At 49.3% G+C, this 17443-nt stretch carries 17 protein-coding genes; 1 reads left to right on the top strand and 16 read right to left on the bottom strand.

Annotated elements, in window-relative coordinates; genetic code table 11:
- Positions 1 to 5 precede the first annotated feature (5 nt).
- From hutU to PHW04_15330, 11 genes are all read right to left on the bottom strand, one after another.
- Positions 6 to 1655, bottom strand: a complete 1650-nt coding sequence (gene hutU, locus PHW04_15380) for a urocanate hydratase (protein MDD2717270.1) — start codon at positions 1653 to 1655, stop codon at positions 6 to 8.
- Positions 1643 to 3172: a histidine ammonia-lyase gene (gene hutH / locus PHW04_15375; protein MDD2717269.1), complete on the bottom strand. Its 1530-nt coding sequence runs from the start codon at positions 3170 to 3172 to the stop codon at positions 1643 to 1645. The genes hutU and hutH overlap by 13 nt, the downstream gene beginning before the upstream one ends.
- 55 nt (positions 3173 to 3227) lie before the next feature.
- Positions 3228 to 3602: a response regulator gene (locus PHW04_15370; protein ID MDD2717268.1), complete on the bottom strand. Its 375-nt coding sequence runs from the start codon at positions 3600 to 3602 to the stop codon at positions 3228 to 3230.
- 104 nt (positions 3603 to 3706) lie between these two features.
- Positions 3707 to 4732 carry a FecR family protein gene (locus tag PHW04_15365; protein MDD2717267.1) on the bottom strand — a complete coding sequence of 342 codons (1026 nt, stop codon included), beginning with the start codon at positions 4730 to 4732 and terminating at the stop codon, positions 3707 to 3709.
- Between the two features lie 35 nt (positions 4733 to 4767).
- Complete coding sequence (locus tag PHW04_15360) at positions 4768 to 5502, bottom strand: divergent polysaccharide deacetylase family protein (GenBank protein ID MDD2717266.1); 735 nt, start codon at positions 5500 to 5502, stop codon at positions 4768 to 4770.
- Positions 5474 to 6739 carry a S41 family peptidase gene (locus PHW04_15355; protein MDD2717265.1) on the bottom strand — a complete coding sequence of 422 codons (1266 nt, stop codon included), beginning with the start codon at positions 6737 to 6739 and terminating at the stop codon, positions 5474 to 5476. The genes PHW04_15360 and PHW04_15355 overlap by 29 nt, the downstream gene beginning before the upstream one ends.
- 10 nt (positions 6740 to 6749) lie before the next feature.
- On the bottom strand, positions 6750 to 7913 hold the full coding sequence (locus PHW04_15350) for a peptidoglycan DD-metalloendopeptidase family protein (GenBank protein ID MDD2717264.1): 1164 nt from the start codon (positions 7911 to 7913) through the stop codon (positions 6750 to 6752).
- Position 7914: 1 nt separating this feature from the next.
- Complete coding sequence (gene ftsX / locus PHW04_15345) at positions 7915 to 8805, bottom strand: permease-like cell division protein FtsX (protein ID MDD2717263.1); 891 nt, start codon at positions 8803 to 8805, stop codon at positions 7915 to 7917.
- Complete coding sequence (ftsE, locus tag PHW04_15340) at positions 8792 to 9481, bottom strand: cell division ATP-binding protein FtsE (GenBank protein MDD2717262.1); 690 nt, start codon at positions 9479 to 9481, stop codon at positions 8792 to 8794. The genes ftsX and ftsE overlap by 14 nt, the downstream gene beginning before the upstream one ends.
- A 9-nt stretch (positions 9482 to 9490) precedes the next feature.
- Positions 9491 to 10819 carry a putative aminohydrolase SsnA gene (ssnA, locus tag PHW04_15335; GenBank protein ID MDD2717261.1) on the bottom strand — a complete coding sequence of 443 codons (1329 nt, stop codon included), beginning with the start codon at positions 10817 to 10819 and terminating at the stop codon, positions 9491 to 9493.
- A 107-nt stretch (positions 10820 to 10926) separates the two neighbouring features.
- On the bottom strand, positions 10927 to 11637 hold the full coding sequence (locus PHW04_15330; protein MDD2717260.1) for a hypothetical protein: 711 nt from the start codon (positions 11635 to 11637) through the stop codon (positions 10927 to 10929).
- Positions 11638 to 11895: 258 nt separating this feature from the next.
- Here PHW04_15330 and PHW04_15325 point away from each other — a divergent pair, with 258 nt between their 5' ends.
- Positions 11896 to 13017: a class I SAM-dependent RNA methyltransferase gene (locus PHW04_15325; protein ID MDD2717259.1), complete on the top strand. Its 1122-nt coding sequence runs from the start codon at positions 11896 to 11898 to the stop codon at positions 13015 to 13017.
- A 214-nt stretch (positions 13018 to 13231) separates the two neighbouring features.
- Here the strand turns inward: PHW04_15325 and PHW04_15320 are convergent, their stop codons facing one another.
- The 5 genes from PHW04_15320 to PHW04_15300 form a co-directional block, all read right to left on the bottom strand.
- Entirely contained in the window at positions 13232 to 13915 is a 684-nt protein-coding gene (locus PHW04_15320; protein ID MDD2717258.1) for an HAD family phosphatase, read from the bottom strand.
- A gap of 2 nt (positions 13916 to 13917) precedes the next feature.
- A complete protein-coding gene (locus PHW04_15315; protein MDD2717257.1) occupies positions 13918 to 14910 on the bottom strand; it encodes a hypothetical protein in 993 nt (330 codons plus the stop codon).
- Between the two features lie 65 nt (positions 14911 to 14975).
- On the bottom strand, positions 14976 to 15728 hold the full coding sequence (locus PHW04_15310; GenBank protein ID MDD2717256.1) for a hypothetical protein: 753 nt from the start codon (positions 15726 to 15728) through the stop codon (positions 14976 to 14978).
- Positions 15725 to 17110, bottom strand: a complete 1386-nt coding sequence (locus tag PHW04_15305; GenBank protein MDD2717255.1) for an adenylate/guanylate cyclase domain-containing protein — start codon at positions 17108 to 17110, stop codon at positions 15725 to 15727. Before PHW04_15305 ends, PHW04_15310 begins: the two co-directional genes overlap by 4 nt.
- A 26-nt stretch (positions 17111 to 17136) precedes the next feature.
- Positions 17137 to 17443, bottom strand: a 307-nt coding sequence (locus tag PHW04_15300) for a hypothetical protein (GenBank protein ID MDD2717254.1), incomplete at its 5' end; no start/stop codon positions are given.

Raw genomic sequence — 17443 nt, 5'->3', positions numbered from 1 at the left:
TACTTTTACTCCAGCATCGGGATCCTTAAATCCCGCTCTTTGGCGATTCTGATCGCTTTTTCATAGCCGGCATCAGCGTGGCGCATCACACCTGTGCCTGGGTCGTTGGTCAGAACCAGGCGCAGCCGTTTGTCCGCCTCGCGGGTGCCGTCAGCGACCACTACCATTCCTGCATGCAGGGAATAGCCGATCCCCACTCCGCCGCCGTGATGGAATGAGACCCAGCTCGCGCCTGAGACCGCGTTCAGCATCAGATTCAGCACCGGCCAGTCTGCAATGGCGTCTGATCCGTCTTTCATGCTCTCAGTTTCGCGGTACGGGGAAGCGACTGAGCCTGCATCGAGATGGTCGCGGCCGATCACTACAGGGGCTTTGAGTATGCCTTTGCGGACCATTTTGTTGAATCTGAGACCCATTCTGTCGCGTTCCCTGTATCCCAGCCAGCAGATGCGGCAGGGCAGACCCTGGAATTTCACTTTTTCGCGTGCCAGCCTGATCCAGCGCCCCAGAGCTTTGTCTTCAGGGAATTCGTCAAGCACTGCCTGGTCGGTTTTGTAAAGGTCTTCCGGGTCTCCGGACAGGGTGCACCAGCGGAAGGGGCCTTTGCCTTCACAGAAAAGGTCGCGGATATATGCAGGCACGAATCCGGGAAAATCGAAGGCGTTTTTCACTCCATTCTTCTGCGCCTGTGCCCGCAGATTGTTGCCGTAATCAAATGTAACGGCTCCTTTTTTCATCAGTTCCAGCATCAGCCTGACGTGCCGTGCCATTGTATCGTATGAGCGCCTGATGTATTCCTGCGGGTCTGATTTTCTCAATTTAATGGCTTCAGCATGCGGCATCCCGTCAGGCACATAGCCGTTCAGTTCGTCATGGGCAGAGGTCTGGTCAGTGAGGATGTGCGGGATCAGTTTCCGTTTTTTGAGTTCCTCGAGCAGTGTCACGATGTTGCCCTGCCAGCCGATGGAGACTGCCTGCTTCTTTTCCATGGCGTCCTGCGCCATCCGGATGGCCTCGTCCAGGTTTTCGGACCAGCGGTCCAGATATCCGGTCTGAATCCGCTTGAGGATCCTTGATTTATCGACTTCTGCGCCCAGAAAGACCGCTTCGGCCATGGTGGCAGCAAGCGGTTGAGCTCCGCTCATTCCCCCGATCCCGCCCGAAACGATCAGCCTGCCCCGCAGATCTCCGTTGTAATGTTTTTTTCCCGCTGCCACGAAAGTTTCATAGGTTCCCTGCAGAATTCCCTGGGTGCCGATGTAGATCCAGGACCCGGCTGTCATCTGCCCATACATGATCAGGCCAAGCCGTTCCAGTTCCCGGAATTTCTCCCAGTTGGCCCAGTGCGGCACCAGCATGGAATTGGCGATCAGGACGCGGGGGGCGAAGGAATGGGTTTTGAAAACCCCGACCGGTTTGCCGGATTGCACAAGCAATGTTTCATCGGATTCCAGGGTTTTAAGAGTTTCCACTATTTTATCGAAACAGGCCCAGTTGCGGGCGGCTTTGCCTGAACCTCCGTATACGATCAGGTCTTCCGGTTTTTCAGCCACATCAGGGTCCAGGTTGTTGCAGAGCATGCGCAGGGCTGCTTCCTGATGCCAGCCTTTGCAGTTCAGTGTCGTGCCTCTCGGCGCTCGGATTATTCTATTAATGGCAGTTTCCCCCTTCTAAGAATTTTCAGAAGTTCGTCCCCTGCGACAAGCGGACGCAGCTTCTCAATATCTTTATAAATCGCCCGGTCACGGGCCATGAAATCGATTTCGGAACGGATCAGTTTACGGGCTTTCCTGATCACCGGAGAAGAAGCCGGTTTGCAGAAGTCCAGTGCCTGGGCTGCCGTAAGAAATTCCAGAGTGACCACTGTTTTTACCTTGTCCAGAATGGAGAGTGCTTTGAATCCGGACACAGGCCCCATACTGACATGATCTTCCTGGTTCCCCGAAGTGGGGATGGAATCGACCGAACCAGGGTGGCTGAGAGCTTTGCACTCTGAAACAAGTGCTGCGGCCAGATACTGGACAATCATAAAGCCGGAATTGGCGCCGCTTTCCGAAACCAGAAAAGCCGGCAGGTGGCAGTTAAGCTGTTCATTCACCAGACGTTCGATTCTCCGTTCAGCGATGCTCCCCAATTCCGTAATCGCGATTGCCAGAAAATCAAGGATCATGGCGATCGGTTCGCCATGGAAATTTCCCCCTGAGATAACTTCTTTTGGATTCAGGATGATGGGATTATCAGTGACGGAATTCATTTCGATTGAAAGCACTCTACAGGCATGGGTTAATGTGTCGCAGACAGCACCCAGCACTTGAGGGATGCAGCGCAGTGAATAGGCGTCCTGCACGCTGCCGCAGTTTTTGTGAGAGTTGATGATCGGACTGTCATCCGTGATCGAGTAAATCAGTTCCGCTATCCTCTTCTGTCCGGGATGAGGACGGAGTTTCTGGAGTTCCGGTCTGAAAGCCGCCCTTGTGCCAAGCAGTGCTTCCAGAGACATCGCAGCAGAGAGGCAAGAGAGATTCAGAAGCCGGGTCAGTTCGCTGGTAATTTTGAGCGCCATGGCAGACATGAGTTGAGTGCCGTTGATCAGTGCGAGACCTTCCTTGGCATGCAATGACAAGGGTTCCAAGCCGTGTTTTGAGAGGATCTGCAGGGCTGGTACACGGCTGCCGCGATCCAGAAATTCTCCTTCCCCGATCAGTGAAAGGGCTAGATGTGAAAGCGGGCAGAGATCCCCGCTGGCACCGACCGATCCTCTGGAAGGAATATAAGGATAGAGATGCAGATTCAGAAACTGCTCCATCAGTTTCAGGGAATTCACCCTGATTCCGGAATATCCCTGCAGCAGGGCATTAATGCGCAGCAGCAGCATGCCCCGCACCAGGTCTTCAGATAGTGGTTCTCCCCATCCGCAGGAATGGGAACGGATCAGATTTTTCTGCAGTTCCTCGGTTTTATCGGCCGGGATTGCGATGTTTTTCAGGCTGCCGAAGCCGGTGGTAATTCCATATATCACCTGGTTATCTGAGACAAAATCAGCTACGATTTCCGCGCATTTAGTGACTTTTTTCAAAGCCTGCGGGCAGAAGCGGACTTTTGCGCCTGAAAAAACTACCGCTGAAGCGCTTGCTAAATCAAGATCGTGTCCTGTGAGCAGGATTGAATTCATGAAAACCCCCAGTGGCTGACCACTGACATTATTCTATTAGCAGCCGGGGATAAAATCAATTAACTGAATTGAAAGTGGAGCTGATCTTACTGATGAGCGAGTCAGCGTCGAACGGTTTGAGGAGATAGTCCGAAGCTCCCACTTTGCTGTAGTTGTTGCGGATGGCGTTGAGGTCTACTCCGGTCATCAGAATCACGGGAATCGAATCAAAGTTACGGTATTCCCTGATCTGCTGGCAGAGTTCATAACCGTCATTGTTGGGGAGTTTAAGGTCAAGAAGGAGCAGGTCTGGTCTGAATGATTCCAGGGTGTTTTGAATATCATGACAGAAACTGAGCGTGCTGATCTCATAAGCACTCCTCAGCGCTGATTCGATAAACTTCAATACTGTCAGATCGTCATCGATTGCCAGTATCCGTCTTTTCTCCATGCAGACTGCCTTATTTCAGATTATTGCTCGGTTTAAATTAACCAAACACAGTAAAGTTGTCAAGTGTGATAATATTACATTTGTTAACCAGTGACCTGCACTTTTTATTTATTTTCTTTAGGCAGGGGTAAGACATCAGGCTTTGGAACATCATTGGGTTTTGGGTTCGGTTTATCGTGATTCGGCAGGCTCGGTTTATCGTGATTCGGCAGGCTCGGTTTATCGTGATTCGGCGGGTTTGGCTTATCGCTGTCCGGCTGGCCTGGTTTATGCGGGGTAAGATCCGGATCTGTTTTCAAAGCTGGATTCTCAGTTTTTACTGCACCTGAGGGAATGGACTTTAACTTCTCTAATTTATCCAGCGGCTCCTGACCTTCTTTTTCATCGGAAAGATGGTCTTTGAATCCATCCTGGAATTGCTTCTCAATTTTTTCCATTTCACCAGAAAAGTCCTGAATCTTGATGCTCGATTTTTCTCCGATTGTTTTGTCACCTGAATTCATTTCCGCTTTTTTTAAAGCATCATAATACGATTTCAGGGGTTTTTCCAGAAGCATAGTTTCCACTGTGCCTGGTTTTCCGGGTTTAGGAATGTAAGTAAGACGCTTTCCGGTTTTCACTGAAATAGCTTGAGTCTGGAATCCATCTGTCAGGGGAACGAAAGCCACTTCGCCCTGGCAGACTGTCAGGCGGGTGCTGTTGGCAGTAGCCTCCAAAATGAATTCAGTACCCCGCACACCGCAGATGGCGTTGGGAGTGGCTATCTTGAGAGAGTCGTTTCCCTGCTTAGCCCTAGCCCATAAAGTGCCGGCAAGCATCTGGATGAATGAGACTTTTTCTTTTGTGTTGACTGAATTCTGCGGAATTACGAATTCTGAATCCGCTCTGACCCTGATCAAAGCCGTGCCGGCGAGAACGATTTCGGCAATCGAGTTGGTTCCAGACCTGACCCTGTCCCCGACCGACAGTTCCAGTTCGCAGGTGGCTTTCACTCCCGGACCTTCGAACAGCTTAACCCGCACGTCACCTCGGACATACCTGATATAACTGCGATTCGGATATTCCTCTTCATCCGCAAACAGCGGGCAGCAGAGTATCAGCAGGAAAAAGAATGAGAGCAGCCTGCTCATGATGGAATTATGCCCTGTTTCCCTGGAAAAGACAATTAAAACCGCTTTGAATCCTGGTAGATTCTGGAAAGCGGCACTATCTGGATATCAGGATATTCATCGAGTATCTCGGGAAGAAGTTTCTCCAGATAGTCGAGTGTTTTGGCACGGGCATGACCGATACCTATGGCTGAGCCATTCTTTTCCGCCTTGCAGAACAATTCCTGGAGTTGTTTCCGGATGTTTTCCTCTTCTGCAGTATTGTCCAGAAACACATCCCTTTTCAGGATTTTTACTCCTTCCTTTCTGGCTGCCTCTTTGCAGATTGAATGAGGAGAAGTCAGGCTGTCCATGAAAAAGAGGTTGTAATTGCCTAACGTTTTCAGAAGTACTGTCATCCGCTCCAGATCTTCTGTAAACAGTGAACCCTGATGATTGTTCACACCCACTATCCCGGGCAGTCTCAACATGTTGTCGATGATTACCCGCTCCACTCGATCCGGCGGCATTTCCACCGTGAGATAGGTTGAATTATCGGCTGGGATCTCGGACAGGGCTTCGAGCGGCAGGTGCAGGATGATTTCGAAACCGGCTTTCCGGGCCTGGAGAGCGAATCTCGTGGCATTCGGGGAAAAAGGGAGTATCGCCAGTGTGAAAGGATAGTTCATCAGGAATATCTTGTGCGCCGGATAACCGGGATATCCGAAATCGTCAAGTACGATGGAAACTTGAGCTGCCCCGGCCTGGAAAGCCAGCAGGAAGCTAATGCACAGCAGGAGTGAATTTTTCATAGAGGGGCTGGAATTTCCAGAACTCGCGAAGCGTATCTACTGCCCTGAGCAGCTGATTGTCGTATTCGAAAGGAGTAAACCTGTGAATCTTGTTCTGATAGCGGTCCTGATAGCTTTGCTCCTGTTCTTTACGCAGTGTGTTTACGATCTCATCCACTTTCTTCTGGTCTTCGAAGACAGGATTTTCCACCAGGACATCAGGGTTGATACCTTTATCGTGGATACATTCTCCGGCCGGAGTGTAATACCAGGCGGTGGTCAGTGAGAGTGCCGAGCCGTCGCTAAGGGTTTTCACAGTCTGTACACAGCCTTTTCCAAAGCTTTTTTCACCCACCAGAATCGCTTTCTGATTATCGTGGAGGGCAGCAGCGACGATTTCCGCGGCCGAAGCCGATCCTCTGTCGATCAGCACAACCATCGGATAGCCTTTGTGGGAGATCTGCGCATCAGCCATGTATACATTCTTCTCACCGTCTCTGGAGCGGGTGGACAGAATCGTGCCGGATTCGAGAAACAGGTCGGCGACATTGATGCCTGCAGTCAGCAGTCCTCCCGCGTTGGAGCGCAGGTCCAGGATCAGCCCCTTGATCGGTACTGATTCCATGTCTTTGATCTCTTTTTCCAGGTCGTCTGCTGTGGAAGCGGAGAAGTTGCGGATCCTGACATAACCGAAATTGTCCGGTGTCACCCCCGAAAATATGATGCTGGTGTTTTTAACTACTTCACGGTTGAGCAGTGATTTACGGTATTTGTTGTCAGATGGTGTGAAGGTTTCGATTTCAACAGTTTCGCCGATTTCACCTTTCAGAAGCTGAAGGGCTTTTTTCAGTTCCCCGTCTTTGATGGGCTGGCCGTTGACTTCAGTGATGAGGTCTCCTGCCCTGATTCCTGCCTGATCGGCAGGGGATCCGAAAATCGGACTGATCACTGTGACTTTCTGCTCCCTCAGAGTGACTATGATGCCGACTCCGCCGAACTGGCCTGATGTTTCGTCGTTCAAGTCCTTGAACTCATCTGATGACAGAAAATTAGTATAAGGATCGTTGAGTGTTTCCACAATCCCGTTGATAGCGCCGTGAATCAATTCCCGGTCATTGAGATTGGCTTTCACGTAAGAGCTTTTGATGATCAGAATGGCTTCTTTCAGCAACTCTACATCGTCCTGAGAAGTGGGTATAGTGGCTGAGTGAACAGACAAAATGCAGAATGAGAGTGCGATTATCAGAAGTTTTTTCATGGGTCCTCCGTTACAGCCATTTCAGCGGGTCCTGCGGTTCCCCGTGGCAGCGGAGTTCAAAATGCAGAACCCCGACTTTCAGCTCGGGATTTTCCTCTATCGTAGAGATACTATCGCCAGCATTGAGCTCTTCGTTTATTCCCACCATGATTTCCTTGAGATGGGCATACAGGGTCGTGAAGCCGCTGCCGTGGTCCAGAATCAGGACATTCCCATAACCTTCTACCACTCCTTTGTACATGACTTTTCCGTTGGCGGCTGCTTTAACCGGGGTTTCCTTGGCGCAGGCAATATTGATCCCTGTGTTGAAATAAGATGTGTTGAACTGATTTTTCTGGGTGCCGAAAAAGGCAATCACTGAATTGATGTCTCCGATCGGCCAGATCAGGCTGATTTTTCCATTTGCGAGGATTTCGGACACTTCTGTGGTGGTCTCTGTGGCGGGAATCACAGGCTTGGCATCTGCAGTTTCCACTTCCCCGGTGGGATTCGAAACACCTGAGGAATCGATGTTTTTCAGCACTTGTGAGATTTTTGCGCTCCCCAGCTGAAATTCATCATACTTGGCCTGCAGTTCTTCCTGTTTCCGCCTGATGCTGGACAGGATATCCTCTTTTTCACCCTTGGCGCGGACCAGCTGTTTCTTATCGAAGAGCAGCTTTTCCTTGTGATAATCGATTTCTTCCTTTTTGTCCTGCAGAGTGGCTTGCTGGGCTTCGATGATTTTAAGGCTTCCCAGAAGATCATACAGCAGGATTTCTTCTCTCTTGGTGATGTGCTGGAGGTATTTTGATCTGCGCAGGAATTCATCCGTATTGTTTGTGGTAAAAAGAAAATTGAGGTATGAGGAATCACGCTTGACATAAAAATTTCTGAGTGACTGGAAATAGCTCTGGCGGCGGATAGAAAGCTTTTCCCGGTTTTCGAGCACCGATGATTCCAGCTTTCTGATCTCCAGTTCTAGGGAATCCACAACTGTCTGGCTATCTGCTATTTTTTCCTCATAAACCTTGATGTCACGCTCAATTTTTTCCAGTGAGTTGATGATTTCATTTTCCTGCTGACGGATCCTGACAATCTGGTTTATGAGATTCTGCTTTTCAGTTTCTGTGGTGTCAGAATCAGCCCAGAGCGGATATAAACTGAAAATAAAGAAAAGAAGAAATAACCGCATTTCAGTAATCAAAGTTTTTCTTGATTGAAAAAAAGCTGCCACAGAATCCGATCAACAGACCCAAAACCAGAATCTTGGCTGAGAGCAGTGGAAACACTCCATCGACCGAGAGGAAAGGCAGGAATGGCAACAGAGCTTTGACTTTCCCCACGAGCATGGTATAGCCGGCATAACTTACAGCCAGTGAAATCATTGCTCCCAGAAATCCCTGGATCATTCCCTCCATCAGGAACGGCGTGCTGATAAAGTTTCTGGTGGCACCGATCAACTGCATGATTTCGATCTCTTCCCGCCTGGAAAAGAGGGTCAGTTTGATGGTGTTGGCAATGATGAAGAGGGAAGCGGTGCCGAGTAAAAAGACAAGCAGAGCGGCGAAAAATCGGAAGGTGCGGGAAAGGCTTTCCACCTTTGTCACCAGCTCTTTTCCATAGGAAATTTCAGTGAGCCAGGGAAATTCTTTTCTGATTTTATCCACGAGCCTTGGAATCACTTCAGGGGATACGGGTTTGATTTCCAGGATGTCCGGAAGTGGATTCTCCCCGAACTCGGTCATGATTTTGTTGGAGTCAAGTGAAAGTTCGCGTTCAAGATTGACCAGTGCCACTTCTTTGCTCAAGAAGTTCGCGCTGGTGACATCCGGCCAGCTCCTGATCTTGCCGATTATCTCCTGATACAGTTCCCTTGGCGCAGTGTCAAGAAAAGCGGAAATGGAGATTTCCCGTTCCAGCACTACGGACAGATTCTTGAGGTTTTCAGATAGAAGCAGAAAAAGACTGAGAATAGTCAGTACGACCGTTACTGTGGAAACCGAGGTTAATGTCAGAAGGGAAAAATAGCTCATGTTGGACCGAGCTTCTCTCAGGTAATACTGCCACTTATTAAAGCCCTTCATAACTGTACACTCCCTTGTCCTCGTCCTTGACGATTTTGCCATCGATCAGGGCGATCACCCGTTTTCTGACCTTGTCCACCAGATGGCTGGCGTGAGTGGCGACGATCACAGTGGAACCCCGCATATTGTATTCCAGAAGAAGTTTCATGATTTCCCAGGATGCTTCCGGATCCAGATTACCTGTGGGTTCGTCGGTGATCAGCAACGGCGGATCATTGATCACTGCCCTGGCAAAGCAGGCTTTCTGCTTTTCACCCCCTGAAAGTTCATCCGGGTACCGCTCCATTTTCTGTGACAAACCGACCATGCTGAGTATTTTTTCTGTCTGCCTGATCGTCATATCTTCCGGGATGCCCTGAATTCTAAGAGCCAAGGCTACATTGTCGAAAATACTCTTGTTCCTGAACAGCTTGAAATCCTGGAAAATGATACCCATGTTTCGACGCAGATATGGAATCTGGGCAGGCTTCAGCTGTTCGATATTGCGGCCGTCGATCAGGATCTGGCCTTCAGAGGTGCGCTCGGCTCTGAAAAGAAGTTTCAGAAGCGTGGTCTTGCCGGCACCAGCCGGACCGACCAGGAAGACGAATTCGCCTTTCTTGATGTGGCAGCTCAGATTGTCCAGAGCCCTGATGCGGTCCTGATAAATTTTAGTGATATGGAATAGTTTGACCATGATGATTCGTTAGTTTCCCTTGTATTTTTTCCAGACCGCGGGACAGGCTTTGCGGGCGGATTCCATGATGCAGTGCTCATCCAGGGTAAGAAGTTCCCCGTTTTTCAGCAGCAGCCTGCCACCGCAGATCACGTCTGAGACAGCCCGTTCCATCAGGCCGAAAAACAGATGACCGTATAGGTTCCCTGCATTGAAGTCAGTGGGAGGGCAGTAAGGGATGGCGATCAGGTCTGCCGCTGCTCCTTTTTTCAGGATACCCAGTGGAATTCCGAAAACCTGACTGGCCTTCCTGGAGTTTTCGAATAAAAGGTTGAAGATTTCACCGTAAAAAACGCGGGGATCGCGCTTCAGATATCTGGGCATCAGTGAAGCGGCCCTCAGGCTGTGCCAGAGACCCTGGGAAAATCCGTCTGTACCCAGACCGACATGTACACCGTGTTTCAAAAGATCCAGAACATCAGCGAATCCCACGGCATTGTTGAGGTTGGACTCAGGATTGTGAGCTACTGTGCAGCCTGCTTTTGAAAGCATTCTCTTTTCTTCATCGTTCAGGTGGATACAGTGGGCAAAGATGGAATTCCCTGTGAGTATCCCGTTTTTTGAGAGCCGCTCCACTACCCTCTTCCCATAACGGCTCAGACTCTCGTCCACATCTTCGATGCCTTCAGCCACATGGATGTGAAATCCGCAGCCGGATTCAGATCCCGCTTTTACTGCTCTGGCAAGTGTTTCGTCGGAAAGGGTAAGAGCTGCATGCAGTCCGAAAAGGCCTGCCAGCCGTTCGTTTTTTTTACCGCATTTTTTGATGAATCTGGTGTTCTCCCTGATCCCGGCCCTGGCGATCTTGTCGCCGTCACGGTCCGAAGTCTCATAGCAGAGGCAGGCCCGCACTCCGGCAGTTTCCGTTTCGTCTGCGATCAGGTCGAGCGATTCCTCCACGCAATTAGGGGAAGCATGATGGTCGAAGTAAGCAGTCACACCTGAGCGGATTCCGTCGACCAGGCTGATCGCAGCGCTGTGGCGGATGGATTTCTCATCCAGGGCTTTGTCGAGCTTCCACCAGAGGCGTTCCAGGATCTGGGAGAACAGAACCGGCGGTTTCCCGGCGAGTGAGATCCCGCGGGCGAAAGCTCCGTAAAAATGGGTATGGATATTAACCATCCCGGGCAGCACGCATTTTCCGGTCAGGTCCAGGACTTCCTCTTTGGGATGCTTGGCTTCCATTTTATCGGCAGAACCGATTTCAGCGATGCGGTCGTCTAAAATCAGCAGCCCAGGATTTTCAAAAAATGGTTTTTCCGGGTCAAGGGTGATCAGATAAGAGGATTTGACGAGCACAGGTTACCTCCCGGTAAAATCAGAAAAAAACCCCGTCTGCCGGGGATTTATTTATTTTACAATATTTCATGGTTAAGAGGCAATAAAATTCGGAATTTGACAGTTTTTCAAAAACAAATTCCCATTGCAAATGAATTCCTGAACGAATTGTTCGATGCATCTTTGATGGCATCGAGATAGTTGGAATCAAAGTTATATTTCCAGGAGACCCAGGACTTTTTGCTCCAATGATGTTTTATACCTACAGATACCGCTCCGTTGTATCCGGCTAGAAGGCTGTTTTTTTTGTAAAAAGAAAAGTTGCCATTCGAGAATTCAATTTCAGGCACACAAAAGAAAAATTTAGCCGGCTTGGAGGTGTTTTTATTCCATTTCCCATAATTCGAAATGCCGCCTTTCTTACCGCCGAAATTTTTCCCGATCTTAATAAACAGTAAATTAATATAGGCACTGTCGAAATTGCTGGAATCACCGTTTTTGGTATACCCGAATCCTAAGAAACTGGCCGGAAAGTCAAATTCAAAAATTGGAGCATCATTGGAGGCCAATTTCCGGTCAAAAGGCTTGATGACTTTGAAATCGAGTAAAAACAGGCTGGTTTCGAATTCAAGGCTTTTCATCGCTTTGGCATTCAAGTCATTGAAGCAGAGAGCCAATTTGTCGCGGGTTTCCTGTGTATCACTATTTTTTTCGTGGTCAGGTTTGAGGGCAACTTCCGAGCTGGAAACTTTTGCGGAACTGCTGTCTTTTTCAGCAGCCCAGAGGTTGGCAGTAATAAAAACGAACATGAAAAGAGTAATGAAATAAATTCGGGACATGATTTCCTCCTGAAGGACATTTTTGCGGTTTTAACTTTTCCCAGCTTATATCGGATTTATCTTTATTATACCATGAGTATTCAATGTTTTATCGGCAGTTGTTGGAATTAGTCCTGAAAACACGCTGACTCAACTTCTTGACAAGCAGCATCTTCATTTTATAATGTACCGACTGTTACAACAATCAGCTCTGGGACTCAGAATGAAGTTTAGCGTGTCTTTGCAAAAATATCGAGGAGCACTTTGAACGGGAAAAGCATGTCTTTAGTAGCCACCACCGCTTTCGGACTGGAAGCCATAGTAAAGCGGGAACTCGAAGGGCTGGGTTTTGCCGACCTTCAGGTCAGCGACGGAATGGTGGAATTTCAGGGCGATTTCAAAGCCGTCGCGAGAGCCAATCTCAATTTGCGATCTGCGGACAGGATTTATGTCAAGATCGGTGAATTCAAGGCTCTGACCTTTGATGAACTGTTCGAGGGAGTGAAAGCGCTTCCCTGGAGCGATTGGATCCCGGCTGATGGTGTATTCCCTGTGACAGGCAAAGCTGTGAAATCCATCCTGCACAGCGTGCCTGACTGCCAGGCCATCACCAAGAAAGCAGTGGTGGAAAGCCTGAAGAAGAAGTACGGGCTCAGCATTTTTCCTGAGAACGGTGCTGCATACATGATTCGGGTGGCTCTCCACAAAGATATCGCTTCCCTATTGTTGGATACGAGTGGAGAAGCTTTGCACAGGCGGGGTTACAGACTGCAGGGAGTCGAAGCCTCGCTCAAGGAAACACTGGCCGCCGCCCTGGTGCAGCTTTCCTTCTGGGAACCCGGCAGGCTGCTGCTGGACCCTTTCTGCGGTTCAGGCACCATCCCGATCGAAGCCGCTTTGATCGGCCGGGAGATCGCGCCAGGATTGCTGCGCTCATTTGCGGCTGAAAAATGGGGCTGTTCTCCGGCCGCACCATGGCAGGAGGAGCGTGAACTTGCGCGCAGCCGGATCAAACCGTTGTCTGAACCGTTGATTGAAGCCTCGGACATGGACAGCGAGGCGATCGCAGTCTCAGAAGCCAATGCCCGCAGGGCTCATGTGACAGATGACATCCATTTCACCCGCAAAATGCTGAACGAACTCTGGATCGACCGGGAATACGGGATAGTGATCTGCAATCCTCCCTATGGCGAGCGGATGGGGGAATTGAGGGATGCCAGGCAGAACTATTTTGACCTGGGCCGGATTTTCCGGAAAAAGACCGGCTGGTCCGTATATGTGATCACTCCTGACTGGGATTTTGAGCGCCGTTTCGGGGCTGTGGCTGAGAGAAAGAGGAAACTGTTCAATGGCGGGATGGAAGTCACATATTATCAATATTTCGGCCGTAAACCCAAGTAGAGTTTTCAATACTGACATACCAGGAGATCTTTCCGTCCTGCGAAGGGAGCAAAGGTTTGATTGTCAAAATTCTAAAACCGCGCAGCCGGCGGGGTCCCCGCTAAGCGGGGCCGGCGGAGCGAGACCGGGATGATTGCACCCAGCCAGGTAACGCAGAATCAATGTTTTATTCAAACCAGTCGACCGCAGCAGAAAGGAATGATTTCCGGGCATGCTAAATTTCATAATTCTCAAATGAATCAATTTCCCCGTCAGCCAGGCTGAAATCCTCGTGGTCATTGCCGCCGTTTCTGAAGCCAAGGCAATGAAGCCCAGCCTTTTTTGCGGAAATGATCCCGTAGCAGGAGTCTTCGATCGCCAGCGATTTGCTTGAATTGACACCCAGCAATGATAAGGCGTGCTGATAAACTCTGGGCGAGGGTTTGGCCTCACCTCCCACATGGTCTGAACTGACGATCTGGTCAAATCGTGTGCGGAGTTCAAATCTCTCCAGTACCATCTCGATCCAGGAGAGCGGGGAAGAAGAGGCCAGTCCGATTTTCAGGCCTTTTTTCCTGGCGCTGCCGATGAAATCGAGCACCCCTGGCATCAGACAGGTCCAATCCTTGTAAATAACTGCAGCTGCGTCATGATACACTTGCCGGAATTCGTCTTCTGAAACCTTGATCAGATGCTCGCGGACCAGGAGTGAATAGACATCCCTCATTCCGAGCCCGATGAAACGGTTAGTGTCGAAACGGTCCGGATCGTGGATCAGGCGTGCCAGAAAGACCAGTTCAGCTCTTTTCCAGCATTTTTCGCTGTCAATCAGCACTCCGTCCATGTCCAGAATCACGGCATGGAGTTTTGGCAGAACCGGATTGTTTTTCATTGATGTCTGCTTTCCAGCTTCAGGCATGACTATTTTATCGAATCTATGATTTTCAGCTGTTCCCCGGTCAGGATGTCCTTGATTTCCACTTTGAGTTTGGCTGCGATATTTCTTAGAATTTCCAGTGACCGGGTGTTTTCTGAATAATCCAGAAGCAACAGGTCCACCAGCTTGAAATCCTGATCAATGGATTCCCGCAGTTTATCCTGTTCGGGATTGTCTTCGGAATCGGGAAATTCATCGAACTTCTGGTAGAGCTTGTTCCTCAACTCGCAGTCGAGAGTTTCGTTCTGGACCTTGGCCTCTGGATTCAATTTCAGTGTTTCCATTTTTCGCTTGAAGATTGAGAGTCCATCCAGAATACCGCGCTTGAGCTTGTCCGGCGGCAGCCTGAGGCCAAGCAGCAGATGGCTGAAATCACCAAGTTTTTTCTCCGGGTTCGACCCTTCTATGGATAATTCTTCTTCGAATTGCTCGTAGGCTTTCCATTGCTGACCCTGAATCTCCTGAGGCACTTCTTCTTTTTGCAGTGTTTTGGCGCACTGGATAAAAATGTCCCGGAACAATTCAGGATGTTCTCTGAGGACAGGAGCGAGTTCCATGATTTCAGGGACTACTGGTGGAGGACCGGGGGGAGGCAGCATGATGACTCCAGGGGGCGCGCCTGATGCTTCGGTAGGCAGCGTAGTTCCGGGTTTCATTTCTGCCTGCAGGTCGGCTTTAGCTTGCACAGGAACTGAAAGATCAGGTGCACTGGAAGAGCTTCCAGCCTGGGATGGCTTTGATTTTTTGGTATCGGCCATGGCCAACTGCTGATCAAACCCTGGTTTGGAATTGTCGGTAATAAATGTTTGCGGATCTTTGAAAATTTCCGGTTTTTCCTGTGTCTCGGCTGGTGGCTTGTCTTCACTCTTGATCGTAACTTCGATCTTGCGCTCCACATCACTGCCGCAGCCTGGAAGAAAGTACAGGCAGAAGCAGAGGCTTAGAAGATATAGATAAGGGTTAAATTTATGATTCATTTTGCAGATCCTTTTACAGGAATTATATCAGGAAAGTTAATAATCCGCACCATCGCGGGACTGCTTCAAAGTCTCTGCTTTTCCAGGGGCAGCAGATGGTTAAGCTGATCACTTGTCAGAAAATTCTTGTAGTCGAGCCTCAGGAACGCTGCCAGCTGCTTCAATACCTCAAAGGACTTGGCATTGTTTTTATATTCATCTGCCAGTGCCCCGAACTTGTCCAGATAGGCACTTGTGTCTTCAATGAATCCATGCCTGTCATCCTCATTCATTTCCCTGGCTCTGGCCTGGAATCTGTCATAGAGTTTATCTCTTAACTGCCAGAGGGCTGAATTCTGCAGTTCGGCCAGAGGGTTTACTTTCAGAAACTCCTGCTTTTTCCTGAAGGAATCCAGTCCGCAGCTGATGCCGAGATTTAGTTTTTTCTGCGGAAGGTCAAGATCCAGAAGCTGAGAGTTGAAATCCGACAGAGCCTGGTCGGGTGTTTTGGCAATTTCAGTAAACCAGGCAGTCTTGAAGTCAGAGAAGGCATTCCAGTGCTTTTCCATTTCAGCGTCAGGAGTTTTATCCTTTTCCATCATTCTCAGGATCGCCAGGTAAATCTCTAGTGAGAGTGCGGGTTTATCCTTTATCAGTTGAAAATTGTCTTTGAGAAGGGTTATGACTTTAACCTCGGATGTTACCGGTGAAGGTTCTGTATTCATTTCGTGAGTGTTTCCGGCTGTCACTCCGGGTTCTGATTTCTGTTCACTGCAAAAGGCGGAATGCTGGAAAAGAGAGAGGCAGAGAAAAAGGCATGGGAGAAAGCAATTTTTCATGATCGACTACCCTCCGTTTTGGAAATTATTCCAAGAACTTTGAAAATCCGCACAGGCTGGGCTTTACCTTTAAGACTGGCAGGTTCCATTTCCTCCACCTTCAGGTGTTTCCTGATGATTTCATAGGTTTTTTCGCTGATCAGCACTTCCATGCCCTTTGACTGCGACTCGATCCTCTGGGCGGTGTTCACGTCATCTCCGATTACTGTGTATTCCAGACGTTTGACAGCCCCGATGTTTCCGGCGATGACTTCACCTGTATTAAGCCCGATGCCCAGGCTGATCTGTTCCAGACCTTTTTTTGCTCTCTTTTCGTTGAATTCAAGCAGTCTGTTCCGCATTTCCTGGGCAGCACAGACCGCGTTCAGAACGTCGTTTTCCTGGGAGATCGGAGCTCCCCAGTAGGCCATCACTGCGTCGCCTATGAACTTGTCCAAGGTACCATTATATCTGAAAATTACATCCACTATAATCTCGAAATATTGATTAAGGGTTTCCACCAGTTTTTCAGGGGCGAGTTTCTCGGAAAGCGGGGTGAATCCGCGGATGTCGGCGAACATCACTGTGACCAGCCTCTTCTCGCCTTTCAACACCAGGCTGTCCCTGTTGGCGAGTATTTTGTCCGCCACCTGCTTGGAAACATAGCGCTGAAGCGTGCTTTTGTAAAATTCCTTTTCTTTCAGGCCTGTAATCATCTGATTGAATGATCTGGCCAGTATCCCAATTTCGTCCGTGCTCATGACATTTGCTTTGATGTCCAGGTTGCCGCGGCCCACTTCCAGTATTTTCCCGGCCAGGTCTTCCAAAGGTGCGCTCAGATATTTCGAAAAATAAGCGCTCCCTGCCCAGCCGAACAACAGTCCTAGCAGCAGTACCCCGAATGAGAGCAGATAGATGAAGTTTTTCTGCCTGTAATGCTTGATCATATCCAGGCCTATTTCAATGACTACGGGATTTTCGCCTTCAATCCTGACTTTGATTATGCTCAGGGTGGTCCGCTTTGCATAATCCTTTTTAATCTGGCTGATTACCTGTGCTGCATCGGCGTTTTCGCCCCTGACAGAAATTTTATCCCAGTCCAGCAGGCTGAGAACAGGGCTGTCGGGTGATGCAGCAGGAGAGATGCTGATGAAGAAAAGTTTTGTTGTGGCATATTCATCCGTGTGCCTGATTTTCAGGAGTTCTCCGCAGTATTTTTCGAATTCCGGCTGATGCATATTCCTGAAGGCTGTTCCGATCAGCATGGCCATTTCCGTGAATTTAGCCGCTCCGGACCTGGTCTTGTCGCCGGAAAAGTAATCAAGAAAAACCAGGGTCTGGATAAGGCTGCAGATGAAGAGCACACTGATCACGAGCAGGAAGATTTTACGGCGGATGGGCATGCCGGGATTTTATCATAAATATGCAATCAGAGCCAGGGGTCCACGCTGAGGGTCCTTTTCATGTTCAGTCCAAAGGCAAAAATAGTGACACGGTCATCGCCGATTTCCAGCAGCTGGAAATCCGCAGTTCTGTCTCCGGCATGCATTTCATATGTTTCCTCTAAATCGAGATGTTTTATCAGAGCGACTTTTTCCATACCCTTGAACGATATTCCTGCCAGGCTGAGGCGGAGAGGCCTGGGTGCTTCGTCATAGTTTCTCTCCTCATCTTTGCTTGGCAGCTCTCCCTTCAGGCTGAGCAGATCCAGAGGAGTCATTTTCTCAGAATTGACC

It is taken from the genome of Candidatus Wallbacteria bacterium (assembly GCA_028687545.1).
Classification (GTDB): Bacteria; Muiribacteriota; JAQTZZ01; order JAQTZZ01; family JAQTZZ01; genus JAQTZZ01.
The sequence above is the reverse complement of the archived record's forward strand: the minus strand, read 5'-3'. Positions and strand labels throughout refer to the sequence as shown.